Source organism: Castellaniella denitrificans, assembly GCF_027214045.1.
Taxonomy (GTDB): Bacteria; Pseudomonadota; Gammaproteobacteria; order Burkholderiales; family Burkholderiaceae_B; genus Castellaniella; species Castellaniella denitrificans_A.
The window spans coordinates 19,783-37,237 of sequence record NZ_JAPWHE010000012.1; the positions used below are offsets into that span (position 1 = coordinate 19,783).

The following is a 17,455-nucleotide window of genomic DNA, read 5'->3' on the forward strand; positions in this document are numbered from 1 at the left end:
GCGTGAAATCCGGAGGAGTATCGGGCGGCCGAGGCCGGATCAGTGGGCCTGGGTGGCGGCGGGCTGCTCGCCCGCGGGCTTGCCGTCGGCGGATTTCCCAGCGCCGGACTGGCCGCCTGCCGCGGGCGCCTGCGCGCCGCCCTGCGCCTTCCAGGGCATGGGCTGAACGGGTGCGCCGGGACGGACCTTCTGGAAGCCTTCGACCATCAACTGGTCACCCGCCTGGAGGCCCTTGTAAATAATGTAGCCCTTGCTGGTGAGCGGCCCCACCTGGACCGGCGTGAAGGCCGCCTTGCCGTCCTTGACCAGGACGACCGAGCTGTTGCCGTCGGAGGTGCGCTGGATGGCCTGTTCGGGCACCACCAGGGCCTGCTGATCCACCCCCTGGACCAGACGCACGCGCACATAGAGACCCGGCAGCAGGATCTGTTCCGGATTGGGGAAGACCGCGCGCAGGTTCACCTGGCCCGTGCCCGGATCGACGGCCACGCCGGAGAACAGCAGCTTGCCCGAATGACGATAGGCGGTGCCGTCGTCCATCAGGACTTCGGCCTGGGCATCGCCGTTGGCGTCCGGCTTGACGATCCCGTCGGCGATCTGGCGACGCAGCGTGGCGATCTGCGCCACCGGCTGGGTGATATCCACATAGACCTGGTCCAGGCGTTGTACGGTCGCCAGCGAGGTGGCGGACGTGGCGCTGACCAGCGCTCCCACGGTGACCTGGGCCTTGCCGATCGTGCCGTCGATGGGCGAAGTCACCCGGGTATAGTCCAGATTGATCTTGGCCGATTCCAGCGCGGCCTGGGCCGCGGCGACCGCCGCCTCCGCCTGGCGCGACTGGGCGACGGCATTGTCGTAGTCCTGCTGGCTGACCGCGTGCTGCTTGATGAGCGCGGTGTAGCGCTGCGCCAGCAGGCGCGCGGTGCGCGCCGCGGCCTGGGCGTTCTTCAACTGCGCTGCGGCCTGGTCCCGTGCCGCCCGGTACGGGGCCGGATCGATGGTGAACAGCAACTGGCCGGCCTTGACCGTGCCGCCCTGCTCGAAATCGATGGACTGGACGATGCCGTTGACCCGGGCACGGATTTCGGCGTCTTCGATGGCCTGTACGCGCCCCGGCAATTCCGTGCGGATGACGGCGGCCTGGGGCTGGACCTGGATCACGCTGACCGGGACCTTCATGCCCTCCATCCCCTGCTGAGGCTCGCCCGAGCAGGCCGCCAGGGTCAGCAGCGACACCAGCGCCAGGGGTCGCAAGATCCGGCCGGCGGTCAGTCGATCAAAGGCCATAGAAAAGCTCCAGAAACGTTGATTTTTCGATTGGGTGAAGCGAAGGATGGCCGCCCGTTCATGCTGAGGTGCCGGAATCGCCGGTCCCACGGGCAAGCCAAAAGTATAAAGGTAAAAAACCTTGCGATTCGATACCGCGCATGGCTCATGTGTCATGTGCCGTCAGCCGTGAAATGATCCACGAGGATGCGGACCCGGCGCCCGAGCACATCCAGGCGGGGCTTGTCCTCGATCAGGCCTTCCAGGGCCAGCAGGAACACCAGGGCGACTTCCGGATCATCGAATACCCGGTTCAGACATTCCAGCAGACACGCCCGATGCCGTCCGGCGACCTCCGGACTCAAGCCCTGGCAGACATCCAGAAACTCGCTGGACATGGGCGCGGCCTCCATTTCGGACCAGGGCTCCAGCAGCACGCGCCGGCAGACCGCAAACAGGCGTTCGCGCCGCGACCCCGGCGCCCGCACCGCCTCCAGGGCCAGCGGCAGGCGCGACAGCATCCAGTCGTCGAAGACCTGCATGAAGAGGTCTTCTTTGTCCTTGAAGCCGCGGTACAGCAACGTCCTGGAGATCCCCGCGCGCTGAGCGATATCGCCCATGGAGGTGCGGGAAAAGCCGAAATTCAGGAAGCACCAGCGTGCCGCGTCGAGTATCCTGGCGCGCCGCGCGATCATATGTTCGGGACTCAGCTTCGGTGACATCGGCGCATTTTGACAATAGGTGCTTTTTTTGTCAATTTGATTCTCGCCCGCCACGTCGCCGCTTGCACGCGGCTCCGATTCGGCAGGCACAAAAGGGTCCGCAGGGACCCTTTTTCCACATCGCCGCAGCTCCCCCACGTCGCCGCTTGCACGCGGCTCCGATTCGGCAGGCACAAAAGGGTCCGCAGGGACCCTTTTGTGTCCTGCCTCATCCCAGCAGCAGGGTGTCGTCTGCGAGTTCCTCGCCGCGCACTTTTTCGAACATCGCGAGCAGATCGGGGACTTCCAGGCCGCGACGAGTGTCCCCCGAAACGTCGAGGACCACACGGCCCTGGTGCAACATGACGGTGCGGTCGCCCACATCCAGCGCCTGGCGCATGCTGTGGGTGACCATCATCGTGGTCAGACCGTGCTCGGCCACGATGCGGGCGGTCAGATCCAGCACGAACTGGGCGGTGCGCGGATCCAGCGCCGCCGTATGTTCGTCCAGCAGCAGGATGCGGGAGGGTCGCAGGGCCGCCATCAGCAGGCTGACGGCCTGGCGCTGGCCGCCCGACAGCAGGCCGATTCGATCGGTCAGACGATTTTCCAGCCCCAGCCCCAGCATGGCCAGGCGTTCGCGGAACAGCACGCGCATTTCCTCGCGCACGGCCTGGCGCAGGCTGCGGAACTGACCTCGGCCCAGGGCCAGGGACATGTTTTCCTCGATGGTGAGGTTCTCGCAGGTGCCGGCCATCGGATCCTGGAAAACGCGGGCGACCTTGCGCGCGCGGTCCCATACGGGCTGACGGGTGACGTCTTCGCCGTCGATCAGGACGGCGCCACTGTCCACGCCCTGCTCACCGGAAATGGCGTTCAGGAAAGTGGACTTTCCGGCTCCGTTGGAGCCGATCACGGTGACGAACTGGCCCGCCGGAATGTCCAGAGACATGCCACGCAGGGCCTGCGTTTCGATCGGGGTGCCGGGGTTGAAGGTCAGATGAAGATTCTGGGCGCTCAACATGTCAGGGTCTCTTTGTATGAACAGGCCCTAGGCCCTCTTTTTGCGCAAACGCTGCTTGGCGAGCGGGATCACCAGGGCAACCGTGACCAGCACGGCCGTGACCAGATTCAGATCCTGGGCCTTCAGGCCCACGAAGTCCGCATTCAGCGCCAGCGCGATGAAGAAACGATAGAGTACGGCGCCGATCACCACGGCCAGCGTCGCCAGCATCAGGCGGCGGCTGGGCAGGATGGATTCGCCGATGATGACTGCGGCCAGTCCGATGACGATGGTGCCGATGCCCATGGAAATGTCCGCCCCGCCCTGTGACTGGGCGAACAGCGCGCCGCCCAGACCGACCAGCGCATTGGAAATCGCCATGCCCAGCAGGACCATGTTGTCCGTGCGGATGCCCTGGGCGCGCGCCATGCGCGGGTTCGAACCGGTCGAGCGCATCGCCAGGCCCACCTGGGTGGCGAAAAACCAGTCCAGCAGCAATTTGGCGCCCACCACCAGCGCCAGCAGGATCAGCGGCCGGGCGACGTAGTCCTCGATCCCTGGGGGCTGCAACACGGTGAACACGGTGGGATCCGTGATCAGCGGCACGTTGGGCGCGTCCATGACGCGCAGGTTGATCGAATAGAGGGCGATCATCATCAGGATGCTGGCCAGCAGATCCATGATCTTCAGGCGGACGTTCAGCCAGCCCGTCACCATGCCGGCAAAGCCGGCGGCCAGGGTGGCGGCGCCGGTCGCCATGAAGGGATCCATGCCATGATGGATCAGGATGGCGGCCGTCGCGCCGCCCAGCGGAAAGCTGCCATCCACCGTCAGATCGGGGAAGTTCAGCACGCGAAAGGAAATGAGGACCCCCAGCGCGACCAGGCCGAATATCAGCCCGATCTCGAGAGCGCCCCACATGGAATAGATGGACATGGAATGGAAATCTCTGGATGCGGCTCCGCGCCGGGCACCGCCATGAAAGCCGGGCCGCCCTCAGGCGGCCCGGGGATGCGCGACGCGCGTGAAATTACTTGATGACCTGGGCGGCCGACTTGACCAGAGCGTCGGACAGGGTCACGCCCTGCCGGGCGGCCGCGCCGGTGTTGACGTACAGTTCGAGCTTGGAGCTGGTCTCGGAGGCGATGGCGCCGGGCTTTTCGCCTTTGAGGATGCGCACCACGAGCTTGCCGGTCTGCACGCCCAGGTCATGGTAGTTCACGCCCAGGGCGGCAATGGCACCACGCTTGACGCTGTCGGTGTCGGAAGCCACCAGCGGAATCTTGGCGGAATTGCCGACCTTGACCAGGGACTCGTAGGCCGAAACGACGTTATTGTCGGTATTCGTGTAGATCACGTCGACCTTGCCGACCAGGCTGCGGGCCGCCGCGCCCACGTCCACGGTGCGGGCGGCGGTCGCCTCGACCAGGCTCATGCCCGACTGCGGCAGCAGTTCGCGCAGGCGTTTGACCACGACCACGGAATTGGCCTCGCCGGGGTTGTAGACCATGCCGACCTTCTTGGCCTCGGGCACGACTTTCTTGATCAGATCGATCTGCTTTTCCAGCGACAGGGCGTCGGACACGCCGGTCACATTGGTGCCGGAAGCTTCCATGCCCGGCACGAGCTGGGCGGCCACCGGATCGGTGACGGCGGAATAGACCACGGGGATGGACTTGGTGGCGGCGACCACGGCCTGTGCCGATGGCGTGGCGATGGCGACGATCACATCAGGCTTGTCGCCCACGAACTTGCGGGCGATCTGGGCGGCGATGGCGGTATTGCCCTGTGCCGTCTGAAACTGCCATTTCAGGCCCTTGGCCTCGGTGTAACCGGCGGAGGCCAGGGCCTCGTGCACGCCGTCCTTCACGGCATCGAGGGCGGGATGCTCGACGATGGAGGTGACCGCCACGGATTGCGCCTGGGCTTGCGCGCTGGCCAGCGCGCCGACCACGGCGGCTGCGCCCGCAAGCGCGCGAAGGACGGAATGCAGGTTCATGAAGGGGCTCCTTTGAATGGGGAACGATGCCGGGTCGTGTCCGGATCGGGCAATGCGGCGTCCAGTCTACCCGCCGACATCAATATTTTCTGCAAGGGATATCCCTGCGGCGGCAATTATTGTAGCTTGGACACGCAACAAGGGGGTTGTCGAGGCACCAAATGCCAGTTGGACGTTGAATAACGAAATCATCAGCCAATAAACAAGGAGCCGCCTCTTGCGAGGGCCCAAAAGCCCCGCCCCATCCGGCGATTGATGCCATGAAACGGAAGCGGCTCAACGGATCTGGCGCTTTTCCAGCTTGCGAGCCAGCGTGCGGCGATGCATGCCCAGCCGGCGGGCCGTCTCGGAGATATTGAAGTTGGTCGCGGCCAGCACTTCGTGAATGCGCTCCCATTCGAGCGTCTTGATCGAGGCCTGGCGCGGCGCCAGGGCGGCCTCGACGTCACCCTCGGTCCGGGCGAACGCACGCTCGATGTCATCCGTGTTCGAGGGTTTGGCCAGGTAATGGCAGGCGCCCAGCTTGACCGCCTCGACGGCGGTGGCGATGCTGGCGAAGCCGGTAAGCACCACGATCAGCATCCCGGGGGCGTGCGCATGCAATCGTCGCACGCAGGCCAGTCCCGAGGCCTCGCCCTGCAGTTTCAGGTCCACGACGGCGTAGCCGGGGACATGGCCCTGCGCGAGCAGCGTCTCGACGGACTCCAGGCTGTCGGCGCGCAGCACGCGGTAGCCGCGGCGCTCGAATGAGCGCGCAAGGGAATGCGACAGCGACTCGTCGTCTTCGACCACGAGCAGCAGGCGCCGCGCGTCGGCGGCCGTTTCATTCGGCGGGGCCATCGGCATCCTCCGGCGTCAGGGCGGACAAGGGGAAGCGGATCGTGACGCAGGCGCCGCCCTCGGGCAGGTTGCTCGCGCTCAGGGTGCCGCTCAGGGATCGCGCCACTTGGTGCGACAGGAACAGGCCCAGCCCTCTGCCCGGCTGTCCCTTGGTGGACCGATAAGGCTTGCCCAGCGAGCGCAGAATCTCCGGGACGAAGCCTGGCCCCCGGTCGCGGACTTCCAGCGTGAGCTGGCCGTCTTCCAGCACGGCGGTGAGCCGCTGAAGAGCGGGCGAGGCCTCCAGGGCGTTGTTCAGGACGTTGAACACCATCTGCTGGAGGCCCTGATCGGCGATCACTGCCGCGTCCGCGTCGATCCGGCGTTCGTACATCAGGCGGGCCGCGGGATGCGCCTGGCGCCATTGCGCCACCAGCCCGTCGAGGAAGGCGGTCACGGTGGTGCGTGTCAGGGCCTCGCCGCGCACCTCGCCGGCCGACATCAGGATGCCGCCCAGGATGGTCTTGCAGCGCTGCACCTGCGCCTGCATGTCCCGCACATCCTGCCGCAGTTCGGGGTCGGCGGCCACGGCGGGCGCATGCGCCCAGTCGCCCAGAATCACGTCCAGGGTCGCCAGGGGCGTGCCCAGCTCGTGGGCTGCGCCCGAGGCCAGCAAACCCATGTGGACGATATGCTCTTCCTCGGAAGCGCGCTGTCGCAGCGCCGCCAGGCGCGCGTCGCGTGCGCGCACGTTCTGGGTGATCCGGGTGATGAAGGCCGCCAGGAGGACGGCGTTCAGAGCGAAGCAGACCAGCATCCCCAGCACGAAGGGACTGTCCAGCCCGCCGCCCAGATCCAGCGGCAGGGTGTAGCCATGATGCCGGGTCAGCACCAGCCCGGCGAACGCGGCCGAAGTCACACCCGCCATCATCCAGGTCGTGCGCCGCCGCAGCAGGACGGCGGCCAGAGCCACCTGCAGCAGATAGAGGAAGATGAACGGATTGGTGGCGCCTCCGCTCAGGTAGAGCTGGGCGGTCAGCGCCATGACGTCGACCAGCAGCGCCAGGAACAGTTCGATCTGGCTCACGGACAGGTGCCATTTCAGGCGCCACTGGCTGAAGCAGTTGTAGAGGATCAGCAAGCCCACCACCAGCGCCATGTCGAACAGCGGCAGCGCCAGGGAGAACCCGTCCACGGCCACGACGATGGCCAGCACCTGGCCCAGCACTGCGATCCAGCGCAACTGGACCAGCAGGCGCAGGTTCTGCCGGCCCGCCACGTGCGAACCGTCCGGAAACCTCGGTCGGCGCACAGTCATGATGGGTTCCCCGCCGCCCGTCGGCGCCGCCATTCCAGGCGTGCCCCGTAGACCATGGCCGCCGCCGTCATGGCCGCCAGCGCATACCAGGTGAGCGCGTAGCTGAGATGCTCGTCGCGGAAATGCACGACCGTCAGCCCGGGCACGGGCCAGCGGAGCGGTTCCGCCGTGGCAACGCCAGCGGCGGCGCCCTCCCCGTCCGTCGACTGATCGACGAAATACGGCGCGACGGCCGGCAGTCCCATAGACCTGGCCATGGCGGACACATCGCGGGAATACCAGCGCCCCTCGGCCGGCGCATTGTTCCGCAGGAAACCGCCGCCAGGCTGCGACAGGCGCAACAGGCCCTCGATCCGGACCCTGCCGGCCGGCGCGGCCGCGCCCCTGCGGCCGGGGTCCCGGTGCGCCGCGTCGACGAAACCGCGATTGACGAAAACGAGGCTGCCGTCCTCGCGCCGCAGGGGCGTCATTACCCAGAAGCCGGCGCCCAGGCGGGTATTGGCCTGGACCAGAATCTCGCGATCCAGCAACACGCCCCGCAACTCGACCCGGCGGTATTCATCCTGGTCGGCCCGCAGACCGGGCCAGGCATCCGGCCCGGGCGCGGGCACGGGCGGCGCACGCAGGAAGCCGTCGACCCTGTCGATGAGCGCGTGCTTCCAGTGCATCCGGTGGACCTGCCAGGAGCCCAGCGCGGCGAAGCCGCCCAGTGCCGCTGCCAGGAGGACGGTCCAGAGGACGAGCCATCCCATGGGCAAGGGGCGTGAGGGGTGTTGAGGCACGGTGGGCGGAAGCAAGCGGGTCGGGTGGTGTACAGGGAGCGGTCGCCGGTGGTGGCGGGACCGCGTCCGCGCGCGACCTACATCGACGGCATGTCGTGCAAGTGCCCCGGCATCATGTTGACGTTCAGATGGTACATCACCCACAACGACCCCGCCAAAGCGATGGCCACGATGATGACGGTGAAAATCAGCGCCAACAGGGTCCAGCCGCCTTCGGAACGGGGGCTCATGTGCAGGAAATACACCATGTGCACGACCATCTGCACGGCGCCGATCAGCAGGATCGCCAGCGCGGTGGCGCCGGAGTTTGCCAGGACGCCGTCCATGACCAGCCAGAACGGGATCACGGTCAGGATCACCGACAAGGCGAAACCGGTCATGTAGCCCCGGAAGGTGCTGGGCGCGTGGCCGCCCTCTCCGGCGTGGGCCATATCGTGCCCGGACGTGGTGCGGTCGTTGCTCATGGCAGCACTCCCATCAGATAGACAAAGGTGAAGACGCCGATCCAGACCACATCCAGGAAGTGCCAGAACATCGACAGGCACATCAGCCGGCGGCGGTTCTCGGGGATCAGGCCATGACGGCCGAGCTGGAACAGCAGCGTGACGAGCCAGACGATCCCGAAGGTCACGTGCAGGCCGTGCGTGCCGACCAGCGTGAAGAAGGACGACAGGAAGGCGCTGCGCCACGGACCGGCGCCATGCTCGATCAAGTGATGGAATTCATACAGTTCCAGACCCAGGAAAACCAGTCCGAACAGTCCGGTCACGACCAGCCAGGCCTGTGTCCCGCGCACCCGGCCGCGCTGTGATTCCAGCATGGCGAAACCGTAGGTGATCGACGAACACAGCAGCATGGCCGTGTTCAGCGCCACCAGCGGCAGGTCGAACAGGTCGGCGCCCGTGGGGCCGCCGGCGTACGCCCTGCCCTGCACGCCATACACGGCGAACAGGCAGGCAAAGATGAGGCAGTCGCTCATCAGATAAATCCAGAAACCGAGCAGCGTGCCGTTTTCCGGATGATGGGGTTCCCGGACGATGAATCGGGAATCGTCGGCGGCGGCCGGGCCGCCCGCCGCGGGCGAGTGCAGGATATGGGTATCAGACATGGCGTGCCAGCTGCAGGGTTCGGGCTTCCTCCGCGCGCGCCACGTCCGAAGCGCTGACGTGGGTGTCGCGGTGGTAGTTGAAGGTATGGTAGATGGCGGCGGCCACCAGGGTCGCGAAGGACGCGATCGTCAACGCCCACATGTGCCAGATCAGGGCGAAACCGAGGACCGAGCTCAGCGCGGCCAGGATGAACCCGGCAGCGGTGTTCTTCGGCATGTGGATGTCGACGAAGCCGCTCTCGGGCCGGCGGTAGCCCGACTGCTTCATGTGCCACCAGGCGTCGCGTTCATGGATGCGCGGCGTGAAGGCGAAGTTGTAGTCCGGAGGCGGCGACGAGGTGGACCATTCCAGCGTGCGGCCATCCCAGGGGTCGCCCGTATGATCGCGCAGCGACTCGCGGTCGCGCCAGCTGACGTAGATCTGCACCAGGAAGAAGGCGATGCCCAGTGCGATCAGGAAGGCCCCGACCGCGGCGATCTGGAACCAGATCTGGAGCGAGGGATCCTCGAAATGGCTCAGCCGTCGGGTGACGCCCATCAGGCCCAGGATATAGAGCGGCATGAAGGCGACCCAGAATCCCACGACCCAGCACCAGAACGAGCATTTGCCCCAGAACACGTTGAGTCGGAAGCCGAAGGCCTTCGGGAACCAGTAGTTGATCGCGGCGAACAGGCCGAACACCACCCCGCCGATGATGACATTGTGGAAGTGCGCGATCAGGAACAGGCTGTTGTGCAGCACGAAGTCGGCGGGCGGCACGGCCAGCAGCACGCCCGTCATGCCTCCGATCACGAAAGTGATCATGAAGGCCACCGTCCACATCATGGGCAGTTCGAAACGGATGCGCCCCCGGTACATGGTGAACAGCCAGTTGAATATCTTCGCTCCCGTGGGGATCGAAATGATCATCGTCGTGATGCCGAAGAAGGAGTTCACGCTGGCGCCCGAGCCCATGGTGAAAAAGTGATGCAGCCAGACCAGATAGGACAGGACCGTGATCACGATCGTCGCGTACACCATCGATGTGTAGCCGAACAGGCGCTTGCCGCAATACGTGGAGGTGATCTCGGAGAACACGCCGAATAGCGGCAGGATCAGGATGTAGACCTCCGGGTGGCCCCAGATCCAGATCAGGTTCACGTACATCATCGGGTTGCCGCCCAGGTCGTTCGTGAAGAACTGGGTGCCCAGGTAGCGGTCCATGCCCAGCAGCCCCAGCGTGGCCGTCAGCACCGGGAACGTGATGATGATCAGGACGTTGGTGCACAGGGCGGTCCAGGTGAAGACCGGCATCTTCATGAGCTTCATGCCCGGCGCGCGCATCTTGATGATGGTGACCGCCAGGTTGATCCCCGAGAGCAGCGTGCCCACCCCGGCGACCTGCAGCGCCCAGATGTAGTAGTCCACCCCCACGTCGGGACTGAAGTCCAGGCCCGAGAGCGGCGGATAGGCCAGCCAGCCGGTGCGGGCGAATTCGCCCACGAACAGCGACATCATCACCAGGACGGCGCCGCCGGTGGTCATCCAGAAGCTGAAATTGTTCAGGAACGGGAAGGCCACGTCGCGCGCGCCGATCTGCAGCGGCACGATGTAGTTCATCAGCCCGGTGATGAACGGCATGGCCACGAAAAAGATCATGATCACGCCGTGCGCGGTGAAGATCTGGTCATAGTGATGCGGCGGCAGATAGCCCAGCGCGTCGCCGAAGGACACCGCCTGCTGCAGGCGCATCATGGCCGCGTCGGCGAAGCCGCGCAGCAGCATCACCACGCCCAGCACCATGTACATGATGCCGATTTTCTTGTGATCGATGCTCACGATCCAGTCGCGCCACAAGGGACCCCAGAGGCGGTAGCGCGTCATCATGACAAGGACGGTCAGTCCGACCGCGGCCACACCGGCGAAGGTGGCCACCAGGATCGGCTCGTGATAGGGGATGGCTTCCAGGCTGAGCCGGCCCAGGATCCAGGTTCGCAAATCCATCTTTACTTCTCCATAGGCTGCATGAGATCGCTCATGCAGGTCGTGCCGGGCCGCACGCAGCGATTCAGGATCAGACGGTACAGGTCGGGATCGACGGCCGCCCAGCGGCGCACCGGGTCATTCTCGCTGGGCCGCTCCAGGTCCAGATACCCCGCGCGGTCCAGGACGCCGCCTGCTGCGCTGTTCTTTTCCACCCATGCGTCGAATCCGGCCTGGTCCAGGCCGTGGAAGCGGAAATGCATGCCGGAAAAGCCGGCGCCGCTGTAGTTCGCGGACATGCCCTCGTATTCTCCGGGCGCATTGATCACCGCGTGCAGCATGGTCTGCATGCCCGGCATGGCGTAGATCTGGCCGGCCAGCGCGGGGATGAAGAAGGAATTCATCACCGAGGAAGCCGTGATCTTGAAACGGATCGGCCGGTCCACCGGCGCGGCCAGTTCATTGACGGTGGCGAAGCCGTACTCCGGATAGATGAACAGCCACTTCCAGTCCAGCGCCACGACCTCGACGGTGAGCGGCTCGACATGGGCGGCCAGAGGCTTGTCGGCCGAGATCCGGCTCAGCGGGCGATAAGGATCGAGCAGGTGGGTGCTGACCCAGGTGATGCTGCCCAGCGCGATGATGATCAGCAGCGGCACCGACCAGATCACCAGCTCCAGGCGGGTGGAATGGTCCCAGTCGGCGTCGTAGCGCGCCTTGCGGTTGGCCGCCCGGTAGCGCCAGGCGAACAGGATCGTAGCGACGATCACCGGCAGGATGACGATCAGCATCAGGCCGGTCGCCGTGTAGATCAGATTGCGCTGCTGCAACGCCACGTCGCCCGACGGGTTCAGCAGCACGGCGTCGCAGCCGCCCAGCATCAGGACCGGGCCGATGCCCAGCAATATTTTCAGGATCTTGTCGTGCCTCATTGCCTTGTGTGCCGATTTCAGGTGTATTCAAGCGGAGGCCGATACTATAGATTTGAAAGGTCGAGGTGAAAATTGGACATTTTGACTCATGCCCCTTCGAGCGAAGTGGTTACTGAGGGTAATGTCCAATGGCGAACCCCACGGCCGAAATGGGATTCTATGCGCAAGGCCGCCTGCGCGCGGCGGCCCGCATCGCAGACCAGGAGGACCCGATGACAGCAGATACCCTCAGCACCCGCTTGCCCGGACCGCGCGCCCGGGATGACGATCAGGCCAGGGCCGCCCGCCATGCCGAAGGCCACCCCTCCGTATCGCCGGGCGACATCGCCGTCGGCGTGATCATCGGCCGTACGTCGGAATACTTCGATTTCTTCACCTACGGGATCGCCTCGGTGATCGTGTTTCCCCAGGTATTCTTTCCATTCGCGGACCCGCTCACCGGCACGCTGTATGCCTTCGCCATCTTCGCCCTGGCCTTCATCGCCAGGCCCTTCGGCACGACACTCTTCATGCACGTGCAGAAACGCTGGGGGCGGGGGGTCAAGCTGACGGCGGCGCTGTTCCTGCTGGGCACGGCCACGGCAGGCATCGCCTTCCTGCCCGTCCACGAGACACTGGGCGTGCACGCCATCGTCCTGCTGGCACTCTTTCGCTGCCTGCAAGGCGTCGCCTGGGGCGGATCCTGGGATGGCCTGCCCTCGCTGCTGGCCCTGAACGCGCCTGCCCGACGGCGCGGCTGGTACGCCATGCTGGGGCAATTGTCGGCGCCCATCGGCTTCATCGTGGCCGGCGCCCTGTTCCTGTACCTGTACACCCGCCTGGATCCTGCGGACTTCATCGGCTGGGGCTGGCGCTTCCCGTTCTTCGTGGCCTTCGCCATCAATGTCGTGGGCCTGTTCGCCCGCCTGCGGCTCGTGATGGACAACGAATTCTCGCGCCTGCTGGAAGAGCGCGAGCTGCGCCCGATCGGCACCCTGGAAATGGTCCGCACCCAGGGCAGGCACATCGTCACCGGCGCCTTCGCCTCGCTGGCGAGCTACGCCCTGTTCCACCTGGTGACGCTGTTCCCCTTGTCCTGGCTCGTCCTGCAGCACCAGAGGGCCGTGCCCCAGGTGCTCTCGATCGAGCTCCTGGGTGCCGCAGTCGCCCTGGGAGCCATGCTGTATTCCGGACACCTGGCCAATCGTATCGGCCGGCGCCACACGCTGGGCCTGATCGCCGCGCTGATCGGCGTCTTCGCTCTCGCCTCGCCCTGGCTGCTGGGCGGTGGCGCGGTGCGCCAGGACGCCTTCGTACTGATCGGCTTCGCCCTGCTGGGCCTGTCCTACGGCCAGTCCTCGGGCACGGCCACGGCCAATTTCCTGCCGGCATGCCGATACACGGGCGCCGCGCTGACCGCCGACCTGGCCTGGCTGCTGGGTGCGGCTTTCGCGCCGTTGGTCGCACTGGGCGTCTCGGACCGTTACGGCCTGGGCGGAATCAGCCTGTACCTGCTGTCGGGCGCCGCATGCACCTTGGCGGCCCTGGCAGCCAACCGTTCGGCCCGCCGGGCGGCCGCCTGACAAGCAAACCGGCCCGCGCCCCCCTTCCCGCCCGGCGCCTCAGGGCATCCCGGCGGCGTCGGCGGCGCGGACCGCCCGCATGAAAGCCTGGATGCGGGCCGGATCCTTGATCCCGGGCGCCGATTCCACGCCACTGCTGACGTCCACGGCGAACGGCTCCAGAGCGGCGATCTGCGCGCCCACCGTTTCCGCTTTCAGCCCCCCCGACAGGACCAGGGCCGGCACGCCCGGGCCACGCGACACATCAGCCAGCAGCGTGGTGTCGAAACCGCTGCCGCTGCCGCCATAGCCGGCGCTGTAGCTGTCGAACAGCCAGCCGGCCGCCTGGCCATAGGCCTCGCAAGCCCGGGCCAGCGTCGCTGCCGTTTCCAATCCCGGCGCCCCGGCCCTGAAAGCCTTGATGTGACGCATGCCGAAGTCGGCGCAAAAGCCGGGAGATTCCTCGCCGTGAAACTGCAACAGGTCCGGACGCACGGCCTCGATGACCTGACGCACCGCCTGGGCATCGGGATTGACGAACAAGGCCGTGACGTCGACGAAGGCCGGCACCCGCGCGCGCAGGTCGGCGGCCTGCTCCAGTGTCAGGCAGCGGCGGCTGGGCGGATAGAAGACCAGGCCGATCGCGTCGACGCCGGCCGCCACGGCCTCGTCCAGGTCCTGAGGACGGGTCAGCCCGCAGATCTTGACGCGCGTGCGGCGCGGTCCGGACGGGGCGTCGTTCGAAGCGGCCGTTTGCGTGATCATTGGAACGCCGCCCCGGCGTCGCCCGCGCCATAACTGTCCTGGCCATAGGCGCTGTCCTGGCCGAAGGTGACGCTGGCCGGATCGACAGCGGGCGCGTTGCTCTTGTAGTGGGTCACCATGCCGGGGAAGGCCAGCACCGCCGCCACCATCAGGATCTGGATGATGATGAACGGGATCGAACCCCAGTAGATCTGGGCCGTGGTGACCTTGGGAATCAGTTCGCCCGTGACACGGTCACGGTAGTCTTCCTTGGGCGCCACGGACCGCAGATAGAACAGCGCAAAGCCGAACGGCGGGTGGATGAAGGAGGTCTGCATATTGACCGCCAGCAGCACGCCGAACCAGATCAGGTCGATGCCCATCTTGTCGGCCACCGGGCCCAGCAGCGGCACGATGATGAAGGCCAGTTCGAAGAAGTCCAGGAAGAAGGCCAGGAAGAAGGTCATCACGCTGACCACGATCAGGAAGCCGACCTCGCCGCCCGGCACGTGCAGCAGCAACTGTTCGACCCAGAGGTCGCCGTTGATGCCCCGGAAACTGAGGCTGAAAATGGTCGAGCCCACCAGGATGAACACCACGAAGCAGGACAGGCGAGCCGTGCTTTCCATGGCCTGACGCAACTGTTTCATGGAGAAGCGGCCGCGCGACACCGCCATGATCAGTGCCCCGATGGCGCCCATCGCGCCGCCCTCGGTGGGCGTGGCCACGCCGATGAAGATCGTGCCCAGCACCAGGAAGATCAGGGCAAGCGGCGGAATCATCACGAACACGACCCGCTCGGCCAGGGCCGACAGCAGGTTCAGGCGCAGGAGCCGGTTGACCAGGGCCATGGCCAGGGCGGCGGCACCCCAGATCAGCAGCACGATGACGACGCGCTCGTCGACCGGCACGTCGGTGTGGGCGCTGAAATAATGATCGGAGCCAAGGTAGGCGGCGGCGGCTGCGATCAGGGTCAGGGTGGCCAGGGAGCGCAGGCCGCGTCGGCCGCGCGCGTCGACGAAGCCGCGCGCCTCAGGCGGCAGCGCCGGCGCATGACCGGGCCGCACGATGGCCACCAGGAAGACGTATGCCATGTAGGCCCCGGACAGCAGCAGGCCCGGCAGCATGGCGCCCCGGTACATGTCGCCGATGGAGCGGCCGAGCTGGTCGGCCAGGATGATCAGCACCAACGAGGGCGGGATGATCTGCGACAGGGTCCCGGACGCGGCGATGACGCCGGCGGCCAGGCGCCGGTCATAGCCATAACGCAGCATGATGGGTAGGGAGATCAGCCCCATGGAAATGACCGAGGCCGACACCACGCCGGTAGTCGCGGCCAGCAACGCGCCGACGAACACCACCGCGATCGCCAGCCCGCCACGCAGCGGACCGAAGAGCTGGCCGACCGTGTCGAGCAGGTCCTCGGCCATGCCGGAGCGTTCCAGGATCAGTCCCATGAACGTGAAGAAGGGAACAGCCAGCAGCGTGTCGTTGCCGACGATGCCGAACACCCGCTGAGGCAGCGCCTGGAACAGGAGCGGGCTCATCAGGTTCAGGTCGATGGCCACCAGGCCGTAGAGCACGCCGGTGGCGGCCAGTGAAAAAGCGACCGGAAATCCCAGCAGCAGGAACACGATCAGGTTGAAGAACATGATCGGCGCGAGATTGTCGAGGATGAATTCCATGCTCAGCGCCCCTGTCCGGCTTCGATGTCGGCCTGGCGTTGGGCCAGGATGTCCTCCACCAAGGTTTCCTCGTCGCTCTTGCCGCTGGAGACCTTCATCGGATTGGGACACAGGCCACGCAGAAAACCCGCGCACTTGATCAGGTGCGACAGCCCTGCCAGGATCAGCAGCGCGAAGCCGACCGGGATCAGGAGTTTCGCCGGCCAGCGGATCAAGCCATCGGTGTTCGAGGACAGCTCATGGGTGATCCAGGATTCCCAGAAAAACGGGATCGACAGCCAGAACACCAGGCATGCGGCCGGCAACAGGAAGAACACCACACCGAAGATCTCGATCCCGACCTGGGTGCGCTCGGGCAGTTTCTGCGACAGCACATCGACCCGCACATGCTCGTTGCGCAGAAAGGTATAGCCCGCCGCCAGCAGGAAGATGGCCCCGAACAGATACCACTGCAACTCCAGCCAGGCGTTGGAACCGAGGCTGAAGAGCTTGCGCATCACGGCATTGCCGGCGCTGACCACGGCCACCAGCAGCACCAGCCAGGTCACGGCCTGGCCGACTGCCGTGTTCAGCCCGTCGATCCATCGGGAGATCGTCAAAAGAGGTTTCATCGTGCTTCCATGAAACAGGCAACGGAACGGCGCGGATGCCCCGTCCGCAATCAAATCGCTCAATTCTATACGAAGCGCCAGGCTCTCCGCCTCGGAATGAGGCGGGACCTAGGGCAGTCCCCTACAGACTGCCCAGATGATGACGCAAGGCCTCCCGGGCCGTGCGCTGCGGCAGGCGTGCGCCCGGATAATCCGCATGCGCCAGATACAGGCCGTCGGGCATGAACGTGGGCGCGGCCCGCCGCCGGTCGCGCTCACGCAGCAGTTCGGCGGCCCATTCCGGCGGGCGCCGGCCTCGCCCCACCATGACCAGCACGCCCATCAGGTTGCGCACCATGTGATGGAGAAAGGCGTTGGCGCGGAACTCGAAAACCAGAAAATCCCCGTTGCGATGGATCTCCAGCGAGTGCAGCGTGCGCACCGGGCTGGCCGCCTGGCATTCGGACGAGCGAAAGGCGCTGAAGTCGTGCTCGCCTTCGAGCAGCGCGGCGGCCGCGCGCATGGCCCCGTCGTCGAGCGGGTCGTGCACCCAGCCGACCCGCCCATGCAGGACGGGGGAACGCACCGGGGCGCTGCGCAACACGTAAAAATAGGTGCGGGCCCTGGCATCGAAACGGGCATGAAAATCGCCAGGAACGGCGCAAGCCCACTGCACGGCCACGGTCTCGGGCAATAGGGCGTTCAGCCCGCGCACCCAGGATTCGTCGCGCCGGACCGCCTCGGTGTCCAGGTGCACGACCTGCTGCAGCGCATGCACGCCGGCGTCGGTGCGGCCGGCGCAGATCGTGGCGACGGCGGGCGCCGCCAGGAATCGGCGCAGCGCCGACTCCAGGGCGTCCTGAACGGTCTGGCCGCCGGGCTGGGTCTGCCAGCCCCGCCAGCCCCGGCCGTCATAACTCAGCCCGAGCGCGATGCGTCCCATGGAGGTCGGTTTCCGGTAGGCGTGATGAGGCGACAGGGTGGGCAAAGAGCCTTCGCTGCCA

The 17,455-nt window shown here is 66.1% G+C and carries 17 protein-coding genes; 1 reads left to right on the plus strand and 16 read right to left on the minus strand.

Features of this window, described 5'->3' with window-relative positions; genetic code table 11:
• Positions 1-39: 39 nt before the first annotated feature.
• From O4H32_RS13280 to cyoA, 12 genes are all read right to left on the minus strand, one after another.
• Positions 40-1,287, minus strand: coding sequence for an efflux RND transporter periplasmic adaptor subunit (locus tag O4H32_RS13280; RefSeq protein ID WP_269359928.1), 1,248 nt, complete (start codon positions 1,285-1,287; stop codon positions 40-42).
• A gap of 152 nt (positions 1,288-1,439) precedes the next feature.
• Complete coding sequence (locus tag O4H32_RS13285) at positions 1,440-1,988, minus strand: TetR/AcrR family transcriptional regulator (RefSeq protein WP_269359930.1); 549 nt, start codon at positions 1,986-1,988, stop codon at positions 1,440-1,442.
• A gap of 208 nt (positions 1,989-2,196) precedes the next feature.
• Positions 2,197-2,991, minus strand: coding sequence for an ABC transporter ATP-binding protein (locus O4H32_RS13290; protein WP_269359932.1), 795 nt, complete (start codon positions 2,989-2,991; stop codon positions 2,197-2,199).
• Positions 2,992-3,018: 27 nt separating this feature from the next.
• Positions 3,019-3,906, minus strand: coding sequence for an ABC transporter permease (locus O4H32_RS13295; RefSeq protein ID WP_269359934.1), 888 nt, complete (start codon positions 3,904-3,906; stop codon positions 3,019-3,021).
• A 94-nt stretch (positions 3,907-4,000) separates the two neighbouring features.
• Positions 4,001-4,969, minus strand: a complete 969-nt coding sequence (locus O4H32_RS13300; protein WP_269359936.1) for an ABC transporter substrate-binding protein — start codon at positions 4,967-4,969, stop codon at positions 4,001-4,003.
• Positions 4,970-5,245: 276 nt separating this feature from the next.
• A complete protein-coding gene (locus O4H32_RS13305; protein ID WP_269359937.1) occupies positions 5,246-5,809 on the minus strand; it encodes a response regulator transcription factor in 564 nt (187 codons plus the stop codon).
• Complete coding sequence (locus O4H32_RS13310; RefSeq protein ID WP_269359939.1) at positions 5,793-7,106, minus strand: ATP-binding protein; 1,314 nt, start codon at positions 7,104-7,106, stop codon at positions 5,793-5,795. Before O4H32_RS13310 ends, O4H32_RS13305 begins: the two co-directional genes overlap by 17 nt.
• Entirely contained in the window at positions 7,103-7,858 is a 756-nt protein-coding gene (locus O4H32_RS13315) for an SURF1 family protein (RefSeq protein WP_269359941.1), read from the minus strand. The genes O4H32_RS13310 and O4H32_RS13315 overlap by 4 nt, the downstream gene beginning before the upstream one ends.
• A 107-nt stretch (positions 7,859-7,965) precedes the next feature.
• Positions 7,966-8,352 (minus strand): cytochrome o ubiquinol oxidase subunit IV, encoded by a 387-nt coding sequence (gene cyoD, locus O4H32_RS13320; RefSeq protein WP_269359943.1) that lies wholly within the window; start codon positions 8,350-8,352, stop codon positions 7,966-7,968.
• Positions 8,349-8,996 (minus strand): cytochrome o ubiquinol oxidase subunit III, encoded by a 648-nt coding sequence (cyoC, locus tag O4H32_RS13325; protein ID WP_269359945.1) that lies wholly within the window; start codon positions 8,994-8,996, stop codon positions 8,349-8,351. Before cyoC ends, cyoD begins: the two co-directional genes overlap by 4 nt.
• Positions 8,989-10,980, minus strand: coding sequence for a cytochrome o ubiquinol oxidase subunit I (gene cyoB, locus O4H32_RS13330; protein WP_269359946.1), 1,992 nt, complete (start codon positions 10,978-10,980; stop codon positions 8,989-8,991). Before cyoB ends, cyoC begins: the two co-directional genes overlap by 8 nt.
• A gap of 2 nt (positions 10,981-10,982) precedes the next feature.
• Positions 10,983-11,891, minus strand: a complete 909-nt coding sequence (gene cyoA / locus O4H32_RS13335) for a ubiquinol oxidase subunit II (RefSeq protein WP_269359948.1) — start codon at positions 11,889-11,891, stop codon at positions 10,983-10,985.
• A gap of 212 nt (positions 11,892-12,103) precedes the next feature.
• On the opposite strand from cyoA, the gene O4H32_RS13340 reads away from it, so the two are divergent.
• Positions 12,104-13,453: an MFS transporter gene (locus O4H32_RS13340; RefSeq protein ID WP_269359950.1), complete on the plus strand. Its 1,350-nt coding sequence runs from the start codon at positions 12,104-12,106 to the stop codon at positions 13,451-13,453.
• A gap of 39 nt (positions 13,454-13,492) precedes the next feature.
• Here the strand turns inward: O4H32_RS13340 and O4H32_RS13345 are convergent, their stop codons facing one another.
• The 4 genes from O4H32_RS13345 to truA all read right to left on the minus strand — a co-directional run bounded on the left by O4H32_RS13345 (position 13,493) and on the right by truA (position 17,394).
• Positions 13,493-14,197, minus strand: a complete 705-nt coding sequence (locus O4H32_RS13345) for a phosphoribosylanthranilate isomerase (protein WP_269359952.1) — start codon at positions 14,195-14,197, stop codon at positions 13,493-13,495.
• Positions 14,194-15,861 carry a TRAP transporter large permease gene (locus tag O4H32_RS13350; RefSeq protein WP_269359954.1) on the minus strand — a complete coding sequence of 556 codons (1,668 nt, stop codon included), beginning with the start codon at positions 15,859-15,861 and terminating at the stop codon, positions 14,194-14,196. The genes O4H32_RS13345 and O4H32_RS13350 overlap by 4 nt, the downstream gene beginning before the upstream one ends.
• A gap of 2 nt (positions 15,862-15,863) precedes the next feature.
• A complete protein-coding gene (locus O4H32_RS13355; RefSeq protein WP_269359956.1) occupies positions 15,864-16,472 on the minus strand; it encodes a TRAP transporter small permease subunit in 609 nt (202 codons plus the stop codon).
• A 121-nt stretch (positions 16,473-16,593) separates the two neighbouring features.
• Entirely contained in the window at positions 16,594-17,394 is an 801-nt protein-coding gene (truA, locus tag O4H32_RS13360; protein ID WP_269359957.1) for a tRNA pseudouridine(38-40) synthase TruA, read from the minus strand.
• Between the last annotated feature and the right edge of the window lie 61 nt (positions 17,395-17,455).